The organism is Marixanthomonas spongiae (assembly GCF_003095375.1).
GTDB lineage: Bacteria > Bacteroidota > Bacteroidia > Flavobacteriales > Flavobacteriaceae > Marixanthomonas > Marixanthomonas spongiae.
Window position 1 is genome coordinate 338,453 of the sequence record NZ_QEHR01000003.1, and the last position, 19,483, is coordinate 357,935.

A 19,483-nucleotide genomic window follows, 5' to 3' on the forward strand; every position below is an offset into this window, starting at 1 on the left:
TAAGAAAAACCAAAGTCTGAACACTTCTTACTTTGAGTTTCTTTTAAAAATCTTTCCGTTTTGCCATATGCTGAATGAAAAAAGTAGGCACCGCTACCCAAATTACCAGCAATAGACTGGAGAGAATAAATCCAAAATTGGTTCCAAAGAATTTCTGAAAAACGGCACCGGTATAGCCCAAGAGAGCCGATATATCCAATTTCAGTAAAATGAGCACCCGCGAGAGGTCCACTGGGTTCAACATCGTTGCCACCAATGAAAAGGTATCTAAAGGATACTCTTCAAAATAGACCAACGACATTAAAAAGATGCCGTCGTAAATTACGGCCATAAAGAGCCAGAGCAGTATGGCATAGCCAAACCCTTTAATCTTGTTTTCGTTTGCCAAGGCGATGACAAAGGCTAGCGCGGTAAAAATAAGGGTTAAAAACGCACCGGTCACCAATAGTAAGGAGAAGTCCCAGATGGCGCCGCTGTTGAAAATTCCGTAGAACACAAAGGGCAATCCCAAACCAATAATCAGGCTCATGGACAGCGATAGTGCCACCCCAAGGTATTGTCCCAAAAATATGGAACTGCGCTTAACGGGCTGTGCGAGCAAAAGTTCGGTGAATTCTTTGGAATTATAATAATACATAACCCCAAAAATGGTCCCGATGAGCGGTACGAGTATGATGATTACGTTCATTAGGGTAATTACGGCTTTGCTCAGGTCATTATTGAGGAACAGCAATACGATGCCCAATAATAGATAGAACAAAAAGTACACGTAGCTCCAACGGCTGCGCATTAAATCGAAAAAACTGTATTTTAATATTTTAAGCATAACTTGAAGATAACATAGACGCAATAGCGTGTTCAAAATCGGGTTGTTCGGTCTTGGTTTTTAAATCGGCAATGCTGCCTCGGAAATAGATTTTCCCTTCGAGCAGAAAGACGATTTCATCGGAAATTTCTTCCACAAAACTCATAATGTGCGAGGTAATAAGGATGGTTTTGCCTTTTTGTTTTTCGGCTGTGATCAATTCTTTCAAGCGAATGTGCGAAATGGGATCGAGTCCTGTTGTGGGTTCATCGAGAATAACCAACGGGCTGTCGAACATAAAGGTAAGCACGAGGTTTACCTTTTGTTTGGTACCGCCAGAGAGGTTGTTCAGTTTTTTATCAAGAAACGGTTGCAGTTTAAAAAGATCGATAAGCCGCTCATCGTCTGCCGTTTTATTGCTTCGCAGGTCTTTGATCATCTTGATGAGCTCCTTAACCGTGAGGTTGCCGGGAAAATTGGCAATTTGGGGCAAATAGTCAATATCGTTTCGGTATTCCCAGCTTTGTTTTATGGAGGCCCCATTGAGCTTTATGATACCATCATTGGGCACGACCATTCCCAAGATACTCTTTATGAGGGTGGTCTTGCCCGAACCATTGGGCCCCAATACGGCAAAAATACCGCCGCTGTCTATAGTAAGGTCGATACCTTTGAGCACCTCGTTTTTGCCAAATTTTTTATGCAGGTTATCTATTTCGATCATGGTCTGTGGGTTTTAACAATGGGTGGTTGTCCATTAGGTTGTCTGGCGTGAATACTGGGGACACTTTTTCTGAAAAATCTATGATGTCGATAAAAAGGCTGCGTAACAGGATAATGGTCTCGGGGGTTCGGTTAACAATATAGCTGAAAAGTTTAACCGGCCGGTAAGGCACATCGCCAATGCCGTTTTTGTCCAAATCATAGCCCGTATAATTGCTCCAGTAGTTTTTGTCGAACAGGTTGTCATTTATTTTACTGTTGTACGAAACATCAAAGCTGTTGTACAGAAAATTATTTTTGGTAAATGTATTGGCGTAACAAGCGCCCCGCACCTTGATGGCCCAACCGTTGCTTTTAAAATCGTTGTGCTTATACTCAATACGGTTAGAACCTTCAATATTGATGCCTACGGTATTTTCTTCAAAAAGGTTACCTTCTATTTCTGAGTCGTTGATTTCTTTCAGCAACAGGCCAAAGGAAGCCGTTCCCCAATTTTTCCGAAAGACGTTGTTGTACATTTTTATGAACTTAGAGAACATGACCGCCACCCCTGCCCCATTGTTTTCAAATAGGTTATTGGTGTAGGTGTCGTGGTTAGAAAACATAAAATGCAGGCCGTAGCGCAAATTATCGGTGCTTTTGTTGTTGTGTATCTCTATTTGGTCCGAAAATTCCAAGTAAATACCATCGCGGACGTTTTTTACTGTGTTTCCGGCTACTTCCACGTGATTGCAATACCATAGCTGAATGCCATTGCCCGAGTTGTACTCATTTACCGCATCGCCTTGAATGGTATTGTTCAATACTTTACCATGATTGGATTTTTGCAGATAAATTCCGAAGAAAAGACGTTTCAGGGTATTGTTTTCAATTACGAAATTTTTACTGTTCACTACCCGTATGGCAGCGAAATCGGTGGTGTAGCTTGTGCCCACATTAACGACCGTGAACCCTTTTACGGTTACGTTGTCACTTTCTATGGTGATGATCTCTCCTTTATTTTGCCCATCGATCACAGGGTTTCCTTCCCCTATGATGGTCAAGGGTTTAGTAATACCGATGTTATATTCGGCATACGTTCCTTTTTTTACCTTAATAGTGTCAAAAGGTTGGGCTGTTTCCACGGCTTTTGTTAGGGTTGTCGTTTCACAGGACGCACATACCTCTATGGTTTTTTGTGCAAACGTAACTACGACAGTACAACAGAAAAATAGGACCGTATATAATATTCTTTTTTTCATGACAAAGCGAAAATACAAAGTTGAAGATTGCCAAACTATGACAAATAACAGGTTTGGTTTTACTTAAAAGCCGTTATGGTTTTCAGGTAGTATGAACCGTTTATCTTTTCGATAAGACCTTTAAATGTTAAAAAACCTTTTTTTTCTTATTGCTTTTTTAGAACAGATTTCAGTTCTTCCCAATTGTAGCGTTCGCCGCTGTATTCGGCTTGGGTTTTTTCGGCTTCTTGTTGTGAGTTGAACGCAGAAAGATTAGCCCCCATAGGGCTTGGTATTTCTGGGCTTATCAAGTAGGTGGCTTTTGTGGCATCAATTAGCTCCCCGGGATTCTTAAAGTCGTTGACCAGATACAGGGCAACAGCTTGATCGGTATGTTCCTTATGGTAATTGACCATGCATTCAATGGCATCAAAGCTATAAGCACGGCCTTTATCGGTAACAAGTTGAGATGCATGTTGCCTATCTACGATCGTCATATTGCAATAACTGCAATTATCGCTTCCGTAGTTTATTTTTTTCGGTTTTACTTCACATGCCGTAAACAACAAGGCAAGAAAGAGTATAGAAAGTGTTGATTTCATGGTGTTGATTTTTTAATATGGGGAAGGGATCACCTTTTTTGGTTAAGTGCAAACCCCTTCCCGCTTAGAAAGTATAAATTTAAATATGAGCTTCTTTTTCTTTTCAAGGAAAGAGCTACTCATTTTAAGAGGTAGTGATGCCTCTTTTTTTCTTTTTCCATTCTTTTTTTCCAATGAAAAAAGCGACGAAGGTCAATAACATTCCTACAAACATTAAGTAACCGCCAACGTGCGGCCAGGAATCCACATCGAAATTAAGCATTTTTTGGTAGCCTATTAGTGGTGGTTTATAGGTCATGGGTGTTCCGTCTGGATGAGTCATTTTCATAATGGCATGAGGGTCTAAATTAGTTCCGTAGTCGGTTAGCCATAGGTTAAAATCGTACATTCCCAGTACGCCAAGAACGGACATAAGCACCAACCAGCCCAAGAACCACCAGTGGTTCACTTTACCGAAAAAACCCAATAGCCCTATTATCACCCCAAGGGCAACCATGCTGCCTATTACCAAGGGAAACACTTGAAATTCCCACATTTCTGAGGGTTTAGGGATGGGCCGCATACCAATATAGTGGTTAAGCCCGTCTATGTTCTGAATATCAAACTCTTCAACTCCTTGAATCCCGGTAATGTAAATGTTCATTCCCAAAGGGTCTGGATATTGTGGCGCGCCCAACACGATGTTCCAAAGGGGGAATTTAAAGAGCCCCAATAGAAGCAATGAGCCAATGATCATGATGATTCCAGCTTTTTTCATTTTCTTGAATTTTTTGATTTTTGTTGATTAATCAGTTCTTTTTAAAACAAGACGGGGGCAATCAACCAACCCCCGTCTGTCTTTGGAAACATTATCAATCACTAAACAAATGTCTCCACAACCAATAACCTTATTCTCCTAAGGACCAGGTTAATTCAATATCTGAGTTTTCGGGCGATACCCTAATGTACCCTTGCATTTCTTGGTGAAGTGCAGAGCAGAAGTCGGTACAGTAAAATGGCCACACCCCTACTTGCTTAGGCTCCCAAACCAAGGTTTTGGTTTGTCCCGGCATAATGAGCAACTCGGCGTTGTTGGCCCCAATCATTGCAAAGCCGTGTGGAACATCAAAATCCTGTTCGTGGTTTGTGATGTGGAAATACACCTTATCGCCCACTTTGATGCCTTCAATATTATCTGGCGTAAAGTGGCTACGTATCATCGACATATAAATATGTACTTCTTTTCCATCACGCTCTACACGTGCCTCATCGCTTGTAAGCGTTGCATATTCGTGCTTGTTGTTTTCCAGCTTGAATATTTTCTTCGATTTTGGCGCTAGAATATCGGCTGGGATACCAGCTGCATAGTGCGGCTCTCCGTGTGTTGGAAAATCCAGCAACAGCTCCATTTTATCTCCGGTAATATCAAACAACTGTGCAGAGTGTTCCAGTTCTGGTCCTGTAGGTAAGTATCTGTCCTTGGTAATTTTGTTCATTGAAACGGCATACTTACCAAAAGGCTCGGCAGAGTTTCCACCAGGAATCATCACGTGCCCTACTGAATAGTAGTTAGGTTGACGATCTATTACCTCGCGGGTTTCCACATTCCATTTTACCAATTCTGAAGATATAAAGAACGTAGTATAAGCATTTCCTTTCCCGTCAAATTCGGTGTGTAGTGGGCCTAATCCTGCTTGTTTTACTGTTCCTGCCAAGATATCTTCAAAATTAAGGATTGGGATTCCGTAGGCTTCTCCGTCAAACTTTTCATTTTCGATGGCATTGATCATCTTATCAAAGGAGTGCACCGTTAAATCTGCCGATAGTTTTCCGTTACCAATAATGTACTCTCCATCTGGGCTTACATCACAACCATGTGGTGATTTTGGCGTGGGAAGGAAGAAAACAGCTCCCGGTACTTTTGTGGGATCTACCGTCAACACTTCTTTTTTCATGGTAGAAGTGGCGTTGTGCGTACTATGGTCATACACGTTATGTGCATAGTTGGCCGGCATCTTTTTACCGCCGCCATTGTTTACGTATTCTTCAATCTTCTTCCAGTTTATCGCTGCAATGAAGTCCTTGTCGTTTTGAGAGGCGTTCACTTCCAGTAAAGAGTGTGCTTCTTCGGTGTTATAGGTAGTAAAGAAGAACCAACCGTGTGATTTTCCACGTCCTGGGTGAGATAGGTCATAGTCGAACCCGGGCATCATCAACTGAAATTTAATGTTCATTCTTCCGGTTTCTTGATCCACGCTCAAAAAGGACAAAGCACCTTTAAATTTCCCTTTGTATTCCTTAATGGAAATGTCTTCCTGCGGCACGGGAACCGAAAAACGGGTACCTGCTACCACATACTCTGTGTTTTCAGTAATAAAAGACGAACTGTGGTTACCTGCACTGTTGGGGATCTCCATTATTTCTTCGGTTTCGAAGGTTTCAAGATCGATCCTTGCAATACGTGGAGTGTTGTTTCCGTTAACGAAAATCCATCGTCCGTCCAGTTTTCCATTGGTTTGTGAAATGTCTGGGTGGTGCAAATCGTCCCAAGGGATAAATCCGTGGGAAGTATTCAACATCGGCTTTGTTTCTTCAGAATACCCATACCCATTGGTTGGGAACTGTGAAAACACAGGGATTTCCTTGAACATCCGTCCAGAGGGCAGTCCATAAACGGTTAAGTTACCGCTGTAACCCCCTGAAAAGAACCCATAAAATTCATCATGTTCCCCTGGGGCTACGTACACTTTTTCTGCGGCATTTGAGGACAGGGCCCCGCGATCGCCGTTTTTATTGGATTTGCCATTGTTACAACTGGTAAATATCCCAGCCAGTATGGCAAACATAAGTAAGCTATTAATTGATCGTTTCATATTGTTTTGGTTTTATTTGTTTAAGTTACTGTTCGGGAACGATTACCTTGTCCACTACGTGCACGATACCGTTACTGGCGGGAATACTGGCAATAATCTTCGCACCACCTACAAATACGTCGTCACCTTCTACGGTAACAGCGACATTTTGATTGCTGGCTTGCCCCAGTTTTTTAAATTTCTTTAAAAACTCCTTGTTATAATTGCCCGGTGTTACGTGGTGCTTTAGGATATAAGCCAATTTCCCTTTGTTTTCGGGTTCCAAAAGGCTTTCTACTGTACCATCTGGCAAATTGCCAAAAGCTTCGTTGGTTGGTGCAAATACCATTAAAGGCCCTGCATTGACCAATGAGTTTTCAAGGTCTGCAGTTTGTACCGCTTTTACCAACGTAGTGTGGTCTTCAGACCCGACAGCAATGTCGAGCACATTGGGAGGGGATACATCGTCCTTGATGAACGCTTGCCCCTTTTTCTCGTTCGTATTGCTATTTGGTGTCTGTTCTACGGTGTTGTTTGAACTTTCTTGGTCAGGCTGGTCTTTACAAGCAGCCACCAAGGCAATCAAAAGCACCGACAATGCAATGTTTACTAGATTTTTCATATATAAAGGATTAGTTGGTTACGGTATATGCCTCTTTTAAAGGGTCCTGAAATATTCTAGGATTTTGCGCGCTTCATCTTCAGTCAACCCCTGGTTTGCCATTGGTGATCCGTTAAACTCGATCAACAATTGTTTTGCAACGGGGTCTTCTTTAACCATTACTTCAGGGTTTAAGATCATGTTCATAATCCACTCTGGTGAACGGCGCTCCAAAATACCTGTTGGTGCCGGCCCAATGAATTTCCTGTCGGTTTTATGGCAAGCGGTACATTTGTTCTTAAAAAGTTCTCCTCCTGCTTTTGCCATCGCCTGATCTATATCTGGGCTCAACTCTAAGTTTTTAATAGGTCCTACACCTTTTTCGTCCAGGGTGGCTTGCTTGGAGATTGGTACTTCGTCAGCAACTGGTTTCTCTACTTTTTTCTCAGTTTTTGGTTTCTGGCCAATTTTAATTTGGTCTTTTTCTTTTTTCTCGTCTTTACCGCCACAGCTTATCAAAGCAAGTACGGTGATTAATAAGATACTTTTAATTACGTATTTCATAGTTTCGGGTTTGTGATTATTGTTTCGATTTATTGATTGTTTCTTTTTCTGAAATTTTAAGCACTTCTCAAAGCGTGCATTAAATTTTACATCACAAAATTAAAGAGAGAAGGAAAAATAAAATATGATTTTTGTCATATTTAAGACTTGTTAGTCTTTTATTAATTCCGTTCTTTTTTCATGTAAATTTTAATCGGCACCACCCCCTTAAAAATCAATCTGTTGCATGAAGGTAACAACTAAATTGCATTCTACCTGAAGGATAAATTTTTTATCATTTTTGAAAAAAATTTAAAATTATTTTAAGATGTGTCTTTTACATTATTCCTTACCTTTTTATGATGTATAAACAATTAATCAATTACATTATGATAACCATAATAAACGATATGCCAGAACCCATTTTAGGGATTATCATGACGGGGGAAATCACCAAAGAAGATTACGACCGGCTGAACCCAATATTGGAAGATTTTGAACGCAAGCACGATACTTTTAAGTTCTACGCCGAAATGCACGATTTTAAGTGGTCAAGTGCCAAAGCCATGTGGGAAGATTTAAAAACCGACATCAAACACTTGGGAAATATACATACCGCTGCCATTGTAACGGATAAAAAATGGATAGAAAACATTACCGATACCGCTTCGGTTATACCCAATTTAACGGCCAAGGGTTTTGATATGGACGAACGTGAACAAGCAATGGAATGGATAAAAACCGCTTAAGATGATATAAATCATATTGAAAATTTGCAAAAGCCCTTACTTTTATAGCCTAATACACATTATTCATGTTTAACATCTTATTACCTACCGATTTTTCAGAAAACTCCAAAAATGCCATCCGGTACGCTTTGGAATTTTTTAAGGGCAAAGCCAGTACCTTCTATTTGTTGAACGTACAAAAAACTTCCGAGTATGTTACGGCCGATGTGTTATCAGCGCCGCTGGAAAGTTCGGTTTACGATGCCGTAATGGCCGATAATAAAGCAACCATAGACCACATTATTGCAGACTATGAAGCAGCATATAAAAATGAACCGTACCACTTTAAGGGAATAGTGGATTTTGATACGCTTCCCGAAGCCATCTCGCAAACGGTATCATCGCACAACATCGACCTGGTCGTTATGGGCTCTAATGGCGCCACTGGCTCTAAGGAAGCCTTCTTTGGCAGCAATACCCTTAAGGTAATACGGCAAGTGGATTTCCCACTGTTGATCGTACCAGAGGGTTATACCTATCAAAAACCCGATTCTGTTCTTTTTAGCGTGCATCCTGGCGATGCCCCGGAAAAAGAAAAGTTACAGCTGTTGTTCAAATTAATGGAGGTTCAGCACCAGCCACAGATTCATATTTTGAATATCGATGACGACCCACTTGCCGATACCGATGAAACTGAAAACCCGGACCTCAACGCCATTTTTAAAAATAGGGAACATACATACCACCACATAACCGGTATCCCTACTCCGGTTGCCATTAATGCTTTTGTACAATTGGTTAAACCATCATTGCATACCATGTTCGTTAAAAAAGAAGGTTTTTTAGAACGTTTCATCTTCGGCTCTGAAACTTCGGAAATAAGCTATGGAACCCGGGTTCCACTGCTCGTCTTGCACCAATAAAACTTTGTATTGTAACAACATTAGCCTTACAAAGGTTCAATTATGTTAGATTTTATTACCGCCTATCAGTGCTTTGCCAAACTGTAATCAGTTGAAAAAACAACCCTCAAAATGAAACCGTTGTATAAGAACAGGCCAAAAGCGAAACTGTTTCCTATACAGAGAAGAAAGTAACGCCGAAAGCGAAAATTGAATGAATGAAATTTCGTTAAACAACGGCGTTAAATGGAACGCCAACCCAGAAACAACCCAAGGCACTGAAATGAAAGCCAATATTAAAACACATTTAGAGGACTACCAGGTTTATTTTAAGTAACTAAACGTTCTTTTAAAACATTAAAAATAGCAGAATTTTAACTTTTTCAAAAAACCGAATCCGCTTCCATAGACCTATAAAAAATTGTCTAAGAAGCGGATTTGGTTTTCATGAGCCTTTTCGCTTATAAAATGTCGCGCATGGCCAATACCGGTACGGTGGCATAAACACCTAATTCCCGAACCATTGGGTTTGAAAAAATACTTCCGAAAAAAGTATGCTTCCTATTGATAAAGGCAATCATATCGCTGTTTCGGCTCTCCACGAATTTGTGCAATCCCTTTTTAACGTCCATTTTTTCCATAGTATGGTGGCTAAACTCGACATTTTCGAAGATATCTTCCAATAACGCTTTGTTGTCTTTCTGTTTCTCGCTCAGTTTATCCTTTTGTTGGATATGGAGAATACGAATGGGAGCATGGGTAAGTTTTGCTATATCAATAAGGTAATACAATTCGCGCCGTTTATAGTAGGTTTTGAAATTGGTGGGGAAAACAATTTCGTTTGGTTCTTTAAAAGCTACGTTTCCGGGAACAGCCAATACTGGACAAGCTTGGATGTTTTCCATCATATTTATGGTGTTGCTACCAAAAATCAAATCTTTGGAGTCGGTCTCGCCACGGGTACCCATAACCATAAATTCAATATCCTTTTTCCGAATAAAACGCTTGATCACATCGGTTAAAGGGCCAAATTCGCAATGAAAATGAAACCGATGCCCGGGCGAATCGTCCCTAAACTCAATTTGGGTTTTTAGCTTATCCATTTTTTCTTCTGAAGTTTTCTTAATGGCTTCATAAGCCGAATCGCTAGGCTTGGCAATCAACAGATTTTCATTTGAAAAACCTCCCAAATAAAAGGTGTTGAGGATATAAAATTCGCAATGCTCGCCCTTAAAAAGGTTCATGGCATAAGTAATGGCATTCCAAGCGTTTTTTGAGAAATCTACGGGAATTAAGACTTTCTTTTTCATAATAGGTACAAATTTTAAATAGTAAAGTTACAAAAAGAATATGATGATGGCTATGATAAAAATCAATCCCTTATAGGGATGATTAAATAAGGCACTGCTGTTGATTTGCCTATTTTTTTAACAATGGCTTCCCTAAACATACGGGCTATGGCATTGTACCGGCGGTAGACCATGACCAAGACGTCCATCCGTTCATCGACCACAAACTGCTCTATGCTTTTAGCGATGCTGTTTTGTTTGGGTACCCAATGGTTTTTTACGGTACAGTCTTCCAAGGCTTTCTTTATGCGTTTTAAATGGTACTTTTGTTGGGCATCGAGCATTTCTTTTTCGCCCACGTGGACCAAATGAACGGTAGCTTGATAAGTTTTGGCCAAATCCAGAACGGGACCAATTCCTGCCGTTGGGAAAGTATCGGTATAATCGGTGGCAAAAGCTATTTCAGCGGGTATAGTGTAGTTAATTTCCCGGGGAACCACCAGCAAAGGGGCGTTTTTAATCTTTTTTATTACCTGGATGGTGTTGCTTCCCAACAAAATATCCTCGGCGGCTGTTCGTCCTTTAGAGCCCATGACCACCATATTGATTCCGTGTTTAACGATCAGTTTATTGGTGGCACGCACCAAAGACATAGATGTAACGATGAACTCAAATTTATGTGAATGGTTACTGGTTTCCCCATCGATGCGTTTTATAAGTGTATCGCCGTCCTTATTGGCCTCATCGTAAAGCGTATCGATTATTTTTTCTGATTTCCCTATGTCCACCCGGCTAGTAAGCGCAGAAACACTATCGGCAAAAGAATGCAACAAGTAAAAATGCACTTCTTCGTCGCCAAAAAGCTTTACAACGTAGCGTAAAGCCGCGTAGGCATTGCTTGAAAAGTCTGTAGGAACTACTATTTTTTTCATGATAACTATACTTTACTTTACCGGGGTACATTCTGAAATATCAAAAACGGAACCTGCACCTTTAGCCCTATTTTATCGATGGTATTGGTAAAAAGTACATTTTCCAAAAATGAACGGCGTTCGTTGACCATAACCAACATATCTATGTGTTTGTCGTTGATAAAGGCATTGATTGTTTCTACCACATCAGTTCCTTGAGCAGTGTGGAATTCTTTTAGGTTATCTGCCAAACAGGAATCTAAAAAGGCCTTATTGTCCTGTTGCCGAAACGATAGTTTTTCAAACTCTGAAACGTACAGAAAGTTAATGGTTGCCTTAAAGTTTTTACAAAGGGTATTAAGCAGTTTTAATTCCCTGCGCTTAAAAGGCATGAGATAAGGTGTGGAGAACAGGACTTGTTTAGGGTGCCACTCTGTATATTTTGAGGGCACCGCCAATACGGGGCAACTTACGTATTTTACCACTTGCAAGGTATTACTGCCAAACAGTAAGTCGCGGTCATCGGTATGGCCTCTTGTTCCCATGACCACGATATCGCTGTTGTCGGTTTCGGCAAGGTCGTTTACGGCATCTACAAGCGTGGCGAAAACCGCTTTGGCACTGTAGGTATGGCGTGGATTGGGCGACATCTTTTTAGTTGCTTCTAGTACGTTCTCCAATTCGGCGGTAGCACTTTCTTCAACTTTTTCTTTGTATTCTTCAAAGAGGGAACGCGACATGTCGAGGTTGTTTTCGTACACCTCATCGGCAAATGCGTGCAACAGGGTTATTTCGCAGTGGTTGTATTTAAAAAGTTCTACGGCATAACGAATGGCATTTTGTGCATTGTCGGAAAAATCGGTAGGAATGATTATTTTTTGCATAGGTAACGCTGTTTTTACAATCCAATCAAAGTTACTGTAAATTAAGAGAAATGGCTATGACATTTATCAGTTAACCTTCTGGTTTTTAGCGTAACGTTAAGATATATTCTGATAAACAATAGTTATCTTTAAGATACTATGAAAATTTCTGGAATGACATATTTGATTGTAACAACAATGATACTGCTTACCGTGGTTGTGTTCTCGGTAATGAATTTTTCATTCAGTTGGGTGTTCTATCTTACCGTGATAGGGCAAATTCTTTTGGTCTTTAGTGTTTACAAGGTCTTGACCGATGCTTACTCAACCGATAAAACTTTTAAGGATTTTTACGAAGACCATCCCATTGGAAGTGAAGAATAAACCAGCCGCTGCACACCGTACTTAGACTTTTCAGGAAACAGCAGCACTACATTTGCCAATGTCTTGGCCTTAATGAAAAAGAGCAGTGAACAAGCCCCTAATTTTCTTACCAGTTTATTCGTGAAGGACCAAAAAGGGGATTTTTGTGTGATAACTTATTGTTTTAGCACTTGGCTTAAATAATATACGCTGAAAGAAATTGAGGTTTTTAGCCACCATAGCAATCATATTTATCTGTTTTTTATCAACAAACTGCTGTATGGCTTCTTCCATATTAGTGGAATTGCACGAATGAAAATCGTGTTGAATATTTCCGAGGCTATGCGCTAAAAAATCTTTGTTTTTAGCTTGTATATCGTTAATGGGCAAGGTATTGCTCCCCATTTGCACAATGTGTAAAAACGAATGGTGCAGTTTTAATGCCGTTTTCAACGTAGCTATAATGCGTTTTTTATACAATAAATTAAAATCGGTAGGAAAGGCAATGTCTTTGGGCACTTCATACACCGCCTGCTCTGGGATGACCAAAACAGGGCATTTTACTTTAGTGATCACATCTCCCGTGTTGCTGCCCAATGTATATTTTTTTATGCCAGAAGCTCCTTTTGTACCCATAATAATGAGGTCTATGCGGTGTTCGGCTACTTGAGACCGTATTCCTTTAATAAAAGACCCATGTTCAATTGCAGTTTCAAACCTATGGTTGGCACCCACTTGGTGAGCAGTAATGCGTTCTTGCAATTTTAAGAGTTGGGTTTTTGCAGTGGCCTTGTTTGGGGCCGTGAACAAAACACCACTACCATGGATTTCAGGGCCCGTTTCTACACTTACGAAATCTTTAACATGCACTAAATGAAAGGTAACCCATTGCTTTTTCAATAACGAAACGGCGTAGACCTTTGCATTCCAGGCATTGTCTGAAAAATCGGTTGGTATTAATACATTCATCACATCGGTATCACTTTGAAACAAAAGTAACGTGATGCTATTGAGCAAAGAATGACAACGGTCAGTTTTGTGAAAAAACCTTAATCCGGTCAATTACAGATTGCTGTAAGACGGATCAATTAATTTGTTTGAGCCCTTCTAAGTCGGTAATGCGTATGTTTCGGCCTTCAATTTTAATAAGGCCTTTTTTCTTGAAACCGGACAATGTGCGTATAAGGCTCTCGGTTGCAATGCCAGCCACGCTCGCCAGATCGTAACGTGATATTTTAATGTTGTCTTCTGGGTTTTTATTGAGTATTTCGGCAAATTGAAGAATGGTCTGTGCCGTTTTACGCCTAACCGAACTATAGGCCATTTGCAACAACTGTTCTTTTACTTCTGAAAGGGTATTGGTCAACACATTCATCAGTTCTAGGGACAGGTTTTTGTTTTTGCCCAATATGTCCTTGAGATCGCCTATGGCCACCCCAGCCAGTGTTACATTTTCAACCGCTGTGGCAGACTCGGTGTAGGGAACGCGCTCCATTAAGGAGGTGAATCCTAAAAAATCATCGGCTTTATAGAGGTTGGTGATCAATTCTTTTCCACTCTCGTCCATTTTATGCGCTTTTACCACGCCTTCCAATATTAAATAGATCATCGTGGCATATTGGCCTTCGCGGTATATGGTCTCCCCTTTTTCGAAGGTAAGCTCTTTTCCGTAGTCGTCAAAAAAGTTTTTGAGTTCGTTCAGGTTCCTAACGCTGTCCTGTTCTTGGGTTGCGGTGTCGCCGTTGAACATACCCGACATTAAACGCGCCTTGGCCAGACGGCTTTCCACGGCGCTCAATAGTTCGTCTTCGTCAAAAGGTTTTGTCAAGTAGTCGTCTGCGCCAAGGTCCATCCCTTTTCTTATTTCTTTATGTTCGGTTTTTGCTGAAAGGAAAATAAAGGGAATGTGCTGGGTGCTGTCGTTCAAGGAGAGTTCATTGAGCACGCCATAACCATCTACTTCGGGCATCATAATGTCGCAGATGATAATGTTAGGGATTTCGGTCTTTGCTTTTTCAATGCCCAATTTTCCATTTGGGGCGGTAATTACGCGGTAATCGGAAAGCGTCAATAATTCTTCGGTATTTTCGCGCAAAGCAGCATCATCTTCAATAAGCAGGATGGTATTCATAAACTGGTTGATTTTTCGATAAAGTTACGTATTATTTCAAAAAGCAAAAGACTTTGTATTAATCTCGCTAAAACAATCTTAAACTCAGTCACGTACAGGTGTGCAAAATCTAGGAAACCTTAGTGGGCAAGACCACTACAAAGGTGCTGCCTTTTCCCTCGGTACTGGTAAAACTTATGCGCCCGCCAAGATTTTCAAGATGGCTTTTTACAATGTTGAGGCCAATGCCCGTACCAGCATTCAGCAGTGCATTTTCTGCCCTAAAATAACGGTTAAAAACGTATTTCTGATCTTTTTCAGGAATACCAATCCCTTGGTCTTTAACTTCAACGGAAAGCTCTTCGCCGTGCAGGGCTACATTCACCTCGATCACACAATTTTCAGATGAATATTTTACCGCATTGTTTATCAAGTTGGTCAAAATAAGTTCGAGTATCTTCTCGTCAAACTTCAGCACGATATCATCTATGTTCTGTGGATATTCAATGCGCTGCCCTTCCTTGAGCAACATATTGGCATCGTAAATAACCTCATTAACCACTTTGCTCAACGGGAAAGTACTGAATTTATACACTGTTTTGCCGGTCTCCAACCGCTCGATGGACAAAAAGTCGCTCAAAATACTGTCGAGGTATTTTATTTTTGATTTTATGGTCTTTAGGTGCTTTTCCCGTTTGTCCTGCTGTTCCTCTTTGGTGTATTTACCAATTAGGGTGGCCGACGTAAGGATACCGCTCAAAGGGGTTTTAAACTCATGGGACACCATGGAAAGAAACTTGGTTTTAAGGTCATTGAGTTCCCGTTCTTTTTGAAGGGATTCCTTCATTTTATTTTCGGCAATACGGCGTTTTTCAACTTCTTTTTTCAACTTTGCCACTGTATTTTCGAGCGTTTGTGTGCGTTCGGCAATTTTTGCTTCCAGATTGGCATTGAGGTTCTTTATTTTCGCTTCCTGTTGTTTACGCACAGTAATGTCACTCACCAAAGCCATGACATACGCGCTATCATAAATCTGAAACGGGTTAAGGCCAGCCTCCACCGGGAATTTGGTGCCGTCTTTTCGCATGCCAAAAATATCCCGCCCATGGCCCATTTGCCTTATTTCGCTGTTGCTCAAAAATTCATTGAAATGCATTTTATGGCTGTGGTGGTAATTGGTAGGAATCAACACATTGAGGTGCTGGCCCAACAATTCGTCCTTTTCATAACCAAACATGATATTGGCCGCCATATTGCTGGCCACGATCTCCTGTTTTTCATTGACAATGACGATGCCTTCTGAAATAGCTTCGGAAAGCAATTTGAATATATTCCCCTTTTTTTCCTCAAAAACTTTCACGTTTCAAAAATAAGCAATTTAAAAAGGATGTGAAACATGATTTTTATCATTTAACCCCTACCGTTGTTTGCTTAATTTTATACCCATAAACACGCTATTATGATGACTCAACAACCTCCCGAACTTGCGATGTACCAAAAATTAGGTGAACTTTTTTATGCCATCGCCGCTGCCGATAAAGTAATACGCAAAGCCGAAAAGGACACCCTGCGGAACCTGGTAAGCAGCCACTGGAAAAACTTGGACCAATTGGAAGATGAGTTCTACACCGATGCTTCTTACCAAATAGAAATCGTGTTCGATTGGCTGGACGACACCCAACTGGACCCCAACGATTGCTTTGAAGATTTCAAAGCGTTTAAAAACGAACATCCCAAACTCTTTACGGCGCAAGTAAATAAACTAATTTGGAAAACAGCCGATGCTATTGCGGCCTCCTTTGCCGGTAAAAACAAAGCCGAGCTCATCATGCTGGCAAAGTTAAAAATGCTGTTGGAGAACGGCGACAGCAATACCTTAAAGCAATGTAATTAAACTTAAATATGGGCATTCTTGCATATTTCAGTATCTTAGAAGAAAAACAATGTCATGAAAAGTAATTTCCATTCCATTATTAATTCTGAAACGCCGGTTCTTATAGACTTTTATGCCACTTGGTGCGGGCCCTGCAAATCGTTAGCGCCCATACTTAAACAAGTGAAGGACGAAATGGGCGATGCGGTTAAAATAGTAAAGATAGACGTGGACAAAAACCAACCGCTGGCCGCACAATACCAAGTGCGGGGCGTACCCACCATGCTACTTTTTAAAAACGGCGAGCAATTGTGGCGACAAAGCGGCGTGCTGCAAAAAAACGACCTTATAAACATTATAAAGCAGCACAGTTCATGAAATTAAGCGATTATATAGACCATACCCTTTTAAAGCCCACCGCCACCGAAAGGGACATTAAAACCCTTTGTGACGAAGCCGTTCAACATCATTTTAAAGCCGTTTGTGTAAACGGTTGTTATGTAAAAATTGCGGCAGCACATTTAAAGCACTCAAAAACGATGGTTGCGGCCGTCGTAGGTTTCCCATTGGGTGCTATGGCTACCGTGGCCAAAGTCGCCGAAGCTAAAAATTGCCTACAGGACGGGGCAAACGAGATCGATATGGTGCTCAACGTTGGTCTTTTGAAAAGTGGGTTGAACGCTGCTGTTGAAAAAGACATTTCCGAAGTGAAAAAAGCCATTGGCACCCATACGCTAAAAGTTATTTTGGAAACCTGTTATTTAACCGATGAAGAGATAACTTTAGCAAGTACCTTAGCCGTAAATGCAGGAGCCGATTATGTGAAGACGTCCACTGGATTTGGTACAGGAAACGCAACGTTAGAAGCCGTTAAGCTGATGAAAAAAGCCGTAAACGGAAAAGCGAAAATCAAAGCCTCGGGCGGTATTCGTGACCAGAAAACAGCCTTGGAGTATCTCAACTTGGGCGTACACCGTATTGGCACCTCGTCTGGGGTGGCCATTGTAACCAAAAACCCTGAAACCAATGAGCATACATATTAACGCCAAACCCGGCGAAGTGGCCGAAAACGTACTGTTGCCCGGCGATCCCTTACGAGCCAAATGGATAGCGGAAACATTTTTAGAAAATGTATTTCAGTTTAACGATGTGCGGGGCATGCTTGGCTATACGGGCACTTTTAATGGACAGAAAGTTTCGGTACAAGGTACGGGCATGGGAATTCCTTCAATGTTAATCTATTGCAACGAGCTCATACGGGATTATGGAGTGAAAAAACTGATACGCGTGGGAAGCGCAGGCTCATACCAGCCAAGTTTGGACTTGCACGACATCGTCATCGCTATGGCGGCCTCCTCTACTTCGGGCATCAACAACTCACGGTTTGTCAATGCAGATTATTCGCCTACCGCAGATTTCGATTTATTTATGAAAGCGGCCATATACGCCCAAGAAAACAACATCCCCATACAAGCAGGCAATGTGCTCTAGGCAGATGAATTTTATAGTGACGATGTAAACCATTATAAAAAATGGGCAGATTTTGGGGTGCTCTGTGTTGAAATGGAAGCCGCAGGGCTTTATACCATCGCTGCAAAATACAAGGTACAGGCCTTGGCCATATTGACCATTTCCGATTCGTTGGTCTCCAAAAAAGAAATTTCTTCAAAAGATCGGGAAAACACGTTCAAAAGCATGATGGATATTGCGCTGCATACGTTTTAGGCAAAAAAAGCCAAACAATGGCACCATCGTTCGGCTTTATTTCATTAGTGTAATCCTAAGTGTAATCCTATACTAATCTGTATGGATTGTTCAGCATTAAAGGCACTATATTTTGAAAGTAACCACCGGGATTTTGCTGTGGTTTACCACATCTTCCCCAATGCTTCCCGAGAAAAAATGTGCCAAGCCACGGCGGCCATGGGTAGGTATGGCAATGACATCTGCACCTATTCTATTGCTGTAATTAAAGATGCCGCTCTCCACGGTATAGGCGTTTTGGAACACCACGTTATGGATGGAGTGGGCGTCGTCCAATTTACTTTTGCTCAAAAAACCAACAATGCGGTCCTCGATTTCATAAGTGCTCTTAAACTGCTCGGCCGGTAAATGCACGTAGAGTAATTTTACCTCAGCATCGAACAGCTGGAAAAACTGCATGGCCTTACGGTAGGCAAAAAGGTTTTCTTCTTTAAAATCACTTGCAAAAACCGCTTTGTTTATTTTAAATTCGTCTTGATCATCTTTTATGACCAAGACAGGGATTTCGGAAGTGCGGACCACCTTTTCGGTATTGCTTCCCACGAAAACCTCGTTCCAGCCACTGCTACCATTGGAGCCCATAACAATTAAATCGCAATCATATTCTTTTGCGAAATTGCCAATTTCGGTAAAAACGCGATAATTTTGCACGTTGGTCTGGACGGTAACTCCTTCTAAGTAAGGTTGGTCCAAAAACTCTTCAAACCGTTTTTCGGCCAATTTCATGTAATAAAGCGCTTCCATTACTTCGCGCGACTCATCTTTGTTAATCACAGCCTCGGTAAGGCCGAGCATGTGGACAACAATCAACTCTGCATCGTGCCTTTTAGCAATTGAGGCAGCGGTTTTCAATGCATATTCAGCATATTTTGAAAAATCTGTTGGAACAAGTATTTTTTTCATGGTTCGTATCTTTTATGGGTTTTATGGAGCGGTGAACTGTGCTTTTCGTTTTTTCAACTGCCTTTCTAAATCATTAATGGTCTCTTTTAAGGCCGATTCGAAATAACGTTCGGTCGAAGCGGCAAAAATCCTTGGCCCCGGGGCGCTTAAAGTTATTTCGCAAATGCAGTCCAACCCTGTTTTATCTTGTCCTTTTTTAAAGGCTACTTCTGCACGGATCAGCCATTCGTATTTTTTTGATAATTTTTCGAGTTTCTTCATAAGGTAAGCGTTCAAAGCTTCGCTTTCCTTCATTTTTTCATATTGAACGTCAATTTCCATAGGTATCTGTTTTTAAAGTATATCAAATATAAGCTGAAATGCTATTGTAAACTATGACTTTTGTCAGACTGCAATAATTGCTAAGGTATTTATCCATAAACGCTACTTGCCCTTTCCTTTATCGACCATTT

The 19,483-nt window shown here is 41.0% G+C and carries 23 protein-coding genes and 1 pseudogene; 8 read left to right on the forward strand and 16 right to left on the reverse strand.

All coding sequences use genetic code 11. The features are described from left to right. Nucleotides 1–43: 43 nt before the first annotated feature. The 8 genes from DDV96_RS06210 to DDV96_RS06245 form a co-directional block, all read right to left on the reverse strand. Nucleotides 44–826: an ABC transporter permease gene (locus tag DDV96_RS06210; RefSeq protein ID WP_116693886.1), complete on the reverse strand. Its 783-nt coding sequence runs from the start codon at nucleotides 824–826 to the stop codon at nucleotides 44–46. Next, nucleotides 819–1,529 (reverse strand): ABC transporter ATP-binding protein, encoded by a 711-nt coding sequence (locus DDV96_RS06215; RefSeq protein WP_116693887.1) that lies wholly within the window; start codon nucleotides 1,527–1,529, stop codon nucleotides 819–821. The genes DDV96_RS06210 and DDV96_RS06215 overlap by 8 nt, the downstream gene beginning before the upstream one ends. Continuing rightward, on the reverse strand, nucleotides 1,513–2,769 hold the full coding sequence (locus DDV96_RS06220) for a nitrous oxide reductase family maturation protein NosD (RefSeq protein ID WP_116693888.1): 1,257 nt from the start codon (nucleotides 2,767–2,769) through the stop codon (nucleotides 1,513–1,515). Before DDV96_RS06220 ends, DDV96_RS06215 begins: the two co-directional genes overlap by 17 nt. A gap of 146 nt (nucleotides 2,770–2,915) precedes the next feature. Then, nucleotides 2,916–3,350, reverse strand: a complete 435-nt coding sequence (locus tag DDV96_RS06225) for a nitrous oxide reductase accessory protein NosL (RefSeq protein ID WP_116693889.1) — start codon at nucleotides 3,348–3,350, stop codon at nucleotides 2,916–2,918. Between the two features lie 124 nt (nucleotides 3,351–3,474). Continuing rightward, on the reverse strand, nucleotides 3,475–4,107 hold the full coding sequence (locus DDV96_RS06230; RefSeq protein ID WP_116693890.1) for a hypothetical protein: 633 nt from the start codon (nucleotides 4,105–4,107) through the stop codon (nucleotides 3,475–3,477). A gap of 130 nt (nucleotides 4,108–4,237) precedes the next feature. Then, nucleotides 4,238–6,202, reverse strand: coding sequence for a Sec-dependent nitrous-oxide reductase (gene nosZ / locus DDV96_RS06235; protein ID WP_116693891.1), 1,965 nt, complete (start codon nucleotides 6,200–6,202; stop codon nucleotides 4,238–4,240). 25 nt (nucleotides 6,203–6,227) lie between these two features. Then, complete coding sequence (locus tag DDV96_RS06240) at nucleotides 6,228–6,803, reverse strand: fasciclin domain-containing protein (RefSeq protein ID WP_116693892.1); 576 nt, start codon at nucleotides 6,801–6,803, stop codon at nucleotides 6,228–6,230. Nucleotides 6,804–6,839: 36 nt separating this feature from the next. Next, nucleotides 6,840–7,346, reverse strand: coding sequence for a c-type cytochrome (locus DDV96_RS06245; protein WP_116693893.1), 507 nt, complete (start codon nucleotides 7,344–7,346; stop codon nucleotides 6,840–6,842). 368 nt (nucleotides 7,347–7,714) lie between these two features. Here DDV96_RS06245 and DDV96_RS06250 point away from each other — a divergent pair, with 368 nt between their 5' ends. The 3 genes from DDV96_RS06250 to DDV96_RS16090 all read left to right on the forward strand — a co-directional run bounded on the left by DDV96_RS06250 (nucleotide 7,715) and on the right by DDV96_RS16090 (nucleotide 9,292). Further along, nucleotides 7,715–8,074: a SpoIIAA family protein gene (locus DDV96_RS06250; RefSeq protein WP_165805974.1), complete on the forward strand. Its 360-nt coding sequence runs from the start codon at nucleotides 7,715–7,717 to the stop codon at nucleotides 8,072–8,074. Nucleotides 8,075–8,139: 65 nt separating this feature from the next. Beyond that, nucleotides 8,140–8,976, forward strand: a complete 837-nt coding sequence (locus DDV96_RS06255) for a universal stress protein (RefSeq protein ID WP_116693895.1) — start codon at nucleotides 8,140–8,142, stop codon at nucleotides 8,974–8,976. A 193-nt stretch (nucleotides 8,977–9,169) separates the two neighbouring features. Further along, entirely contained in the window at nucleotides 9,170–9,292 is a 123-nt protein-coding gene (locus tag DDV96_RS16090; protein WP_262497872.1) for a hypothetical protein, read from the forward strand. A gap of 124 nt (nucleotides 9,293–9,416) precedes the next feature. Here the strand turns inward: DDV96_RS16090 and DDV96_RS06260 are convergent, their stop codons facing one another. From DDV96_RS06260 to DDV96_RS06270, 3 genes are all read right to left on the reverse strand, one after another. Next, the gene (locus DDV96_RS06260) at nucleotides 9,417–10,265 is read right to left on the reverse strand and encodes a universal stress protein (protein ID WP_116693896.1); all 849 of its coding nucleotides are present in this window, start codon (nucleotides 10,263–10,265) and stop codon (nucleotides 9,417–9,419) included. A 62-nt stretch (nucleotides 10,266–10,327) separates the two neighbouring features. Further along, nucleotides 10,328–11,176, reverse strand: a complete 849-nt coding sequence (locus DDV96_RS06265) for a universal stress protein (RefSeq protein WP_116693897.1) — start codon at nucleotides 11,174–11,176, stop codon at nucleotides 10,328–10,330. A gap of 17 nt (nucleotides 11,177–11,193) precedes the next feature. Next, entirely contained in the window at nucleotides 11,194–12,039 is an 846-nt protein-coding gene (locus DDV96_RS06270; RefSeq protein ID WP_116693898.1) for a universal stress protein, read from the reverse strand. 153 nt (nucleotides 12,040–12,192) lie between these two features. Between DDV96_RS06270 and DDV96_RS06275 the strand changes: the two genes are divergently transcribed. Next, the gene (locus DDV96_RS06275) at nucleotides 12,193–12,402 is read left to right on the forward strand and encodes a hypothetical protein (protein ID WP_317045949.1); all 210 of its coding nucleotides are present in this window, start codon (nucleotides 12,193–12,195) and stop codon (nucleotides 12,400–12,402) included. A 114-nt stretch (nucleotides 12,403–12,516) separates the two neighbouring features. On the opposite strand, the gene DDV96_RS06280 is transcribed toward DDV96_RS06275, so the two are convergent. The 3 genes from DDV96_RS06280 to DDV96_RS06290 form a co-directional block, all read right to left on the reverse strand. Beyond that, nucleotides 12,517–13,350 carry a universal stress protein gene (locus DDV96_RS06280; RefSeq protein WP_133240820.1) on the reverse strand — a complete coding sequence of 278 codons (834 nt, stop codon included), beginning with the start codon at nucleotides 13,348–13,350 and terminating at the stop codon, nucleotides 12,517–12,519. Between the two features lie 115 nt (nucleotides 13,351–13,465). Further along, the gene (locus DDV96_RS06285) at nucleotides 13,466–14,512 is read right to left on the reverse strand and encodes a response regulator (protein ID WP_116693901.1); all 1,047 of its coding nucleotides are present in this window, start codon (nucleotides 14,510–14,512) and stop codon (nucleotides 13,466–13,468) included. A gap of 109 nt (nucleotides 14,513–14,621) precedes the next feature. Further along, complete coding sequence (locus DDV96_RS06290) at nucleotides 14,622–15,851, reverse strand: PAS domain-containing sensor histidine kinase (RefSeq protein ID WP_116693902.1); 1,230 nt, start codon at nucleotides 15,849–15,851, stop codon at nucleotides 14,622–14,624. 99 nt (nucleotides 15,852–15,950) lie between these two features. Between DDV96_RS06290 and DDV96_RS06295 the strand changes: the two genes are divergently transcribed. From DDV96_RS06295 to deoD, 4 genes and pseudogenes are all read left to right on the forward strand, one after another. Further along, nucleotides 15,951–16,385 (forward strand): hypothetical protein, encoded by a 435-nt coding sequence (locus DDV96_RS06295; protein WP_116693903.1) that lies wholly within the window; start codon nucleotides 15,951–15,953, stop codon nucleotides 16,383–16,385. Nucleotides 16,386–16,439: 54 nt separating this feature from the next. After that, the gene (gene trxA, locus DDV96_RS06300) at nucleotides 16,440–16,742 is read left to right on the forward strand and encodes a thioredoxin (RefSeq protein WP_116693904.1); all 303 of its coding nucleotides are present in this window, start codon (nucleotides 16,440–16,442) and stop codon (nucleotides 16,740–16,742) included. Further along, entirely contained in the window at nucleotides 16,739–17,407 is a 669-nt protein-coding gene (deoC, locus tag DDV96_RS06305; protein WP_116693905.1) for a deoxyribose-phosphate aldolase, read from the forward strand. Before trxA ends, deoC begins: the two co-directional genes overlap by 4 nt. Further along, a pseudogene (gene deoD, locus DDV96_RS06310) lies at nucleotides 17,391–18,089 on the forward strand (purine-nucleoside phosphorylase). The gene deoC and the pseudogene deoD overlap by 17 nt, the downstream one beginning before the upstream one ends. A gap of 105 nt (nucleotides 18,090–18,194) precedes the next feature. Here deoD and DDV96_RS06315 read toward each other — a convergent pair. Then, the gene (locus DDV96_RS06315; RefSeq protein WP_116693906.1) at nucleotides 18,195–19,031 is read right to left on the reverse strand and encodes a universal stress protein; all 837 of its coding nucleotides are present in this window, start codon (nucleotides 19,029–19,031) and stop codon (nucleotides 18,195–18,197) included. 21 nt (nucleotides 19,032–19,052) lie between these two features. Next, nucleotides 19,053–19,352, reverse strand: coding sequence for a ribosome hibernation-promoting factor, HPF/YfiA family (gene hpf, locus DDV96_RS06320; RefSeq protein WP_116693907.1), 300 nt, complete (start codon nucleotides 19,350–19,352; stop codon nucleotides 19,053–19,055). Nucleotides 19,353–19,483: the final 131 nt, after the last annotated feature.

Bases quoted from the DNA above. Each gene is read 5' to 3' on its own strand.
- DDV96_RS06260 (WP_116693896.1), bottom strand. From the start codon at position 10,265: ATGAAAAAGAAAGTCTTAATTCCCGTAGATTTCTCAAAAAACGCTTGG.
- DDV96_RS06245 (WP_116693893.1), bottom strand. From the start codon at position 7,346: ATGAAATACGTAATTAAAAGTATCTTATTAATCACCGTACTTGCTTTG.
- DDV96_RS06230 (WP_116693890.1), bottom strand. From the start codon at position 4,107: ATGAAAAAAGCTGGAATCATCATGATCATTGGCTCATTGCTTCTATTG.
- hpf (WP_116693907.1), bottom strand. From the start codon at position 19,352: ATGGAAATTGACGTTCAATATGAAAAAATGAAGGAAAGCGAAGCTTTG.
- DDV96_RS06295 (WP_116693903.1), top strand. From the start codon at position 15,951: ATGATGACTCAACAACCTCCCGAACTTGCGATGTACCAAAAATTAGGT.
- DDV96_RS06220 (WP_116693888.1), bottom strand. From the start codon at position 2,769: ATGAAAAAAAGAATATTATATACGGTCCTATTTTTCTGTTGTACTGTC.
- DDV96_RS06280 (WP_133240820.1), bottom strand. From the start codon at position 13,350: ATGAATGTATTAATACCAACCGATTTTTCAGACAATGCCTGGAATGCA.
- DDV96_RS06265 (WP_116693897.1), bottom strand. From the start codon at position 11,176: ATGAAAAAAATAGTAGTTCCTACAGACTTTTCAAGCAATGCCTACGCG.
- DDV96_RS06275 (WP_317045949.1), top strand. From the start codon at position 12,193: ATGACATATTTGATTGTAACAACAATGATACTGCTTACCGTGGTTGTG.
- DDV96_RS06315 (WP_116693906.1), bottom strand. From the start codon at position 19,031: ATGAAAAAAATACTTGTTCCAACAGATTTTTCAAAATATGCTGAATAT.
- trxA (WP_116693904.1), top strand. From the start codon at position 16,440: ATGAAAAGTAATTTCCATTCCATTATTAATTCTGAAACGCCGGTTCTT.
- deoC (WP_116693905.1), top strand. From the start codon at position 16,739: ATGAAATTAAGCGATTATATAGACCATACCCTTTTAAAGCCCACCGCC.
- DDV96_RS06215 (WP_116693887.1), bottom strand. From the start codon at position 1,529: ATGATCGAAATAGATAACCTGCATAAAAAATTTGGCAAAAACGAGGTG.
- DDV96_RS06255 (WP_116693895.1), top strand. From the start codon at position 8,140: ATGTTTAACATCTTATTACCTACCGATTTTTCAGAAAACTCCAAAAAT.
- DDV96_RS06285 (WP_116693901.1), bottom strand. From the start codon at position 14,512: ATGAATACCATCCTGCTTATTGAAGATGATGCTGCTTTGCGCGAAAAT.
- DDV96_RS06240 (WP_116693892.1), bottom strand. From the start codon at position 6,803: ATGAAAAATCTAGTAAACATTGCATTGTCGGTGCTTTTGATTGCCTTG.
- DDV96_RS06225 (WP_116693889.1), bottom strand. From the start codon at position 3,350: ATGAAATCAACACTTTCTATACTCTTTCTTGCCTTGTTGTTTACGGCA.
- DDV96_RS06270 (WP_116693898.1), bottom strand. From the start codon at position 12,039: ATGCAAAAAATAATCATTCCTACCGATTTTTCCGACAATGCACAAAAT.
- DDV96_RS06210 (WP_116693886.1), bottom strand. From the start codon at position 826: ATGCTTAAAATATTAAAATACAGTTTTTTCGATTTAATGCGCAGCCGT.
- DDV96_RS06250 (WP_165805974.1), top strand. From the start codon at position 7,715: ATGATAACCATAATAAACGATATGCCAGAACCCATTTTAGGGATTATC.
- DDV96_RS16090 (WP_262497872.1), top strand. From the start codon at position 9,170: ATGAATGAAATTTCGTTAAACAACGGCGTTAAATGGAACGCCAACCCA.
- nosZ (WP_116693891.1), bottom strand. From the start codon at position 6,202: ATGAAACGATCAATTAATAGCTTACTTATGTTTGCCATACTGGCTGGG.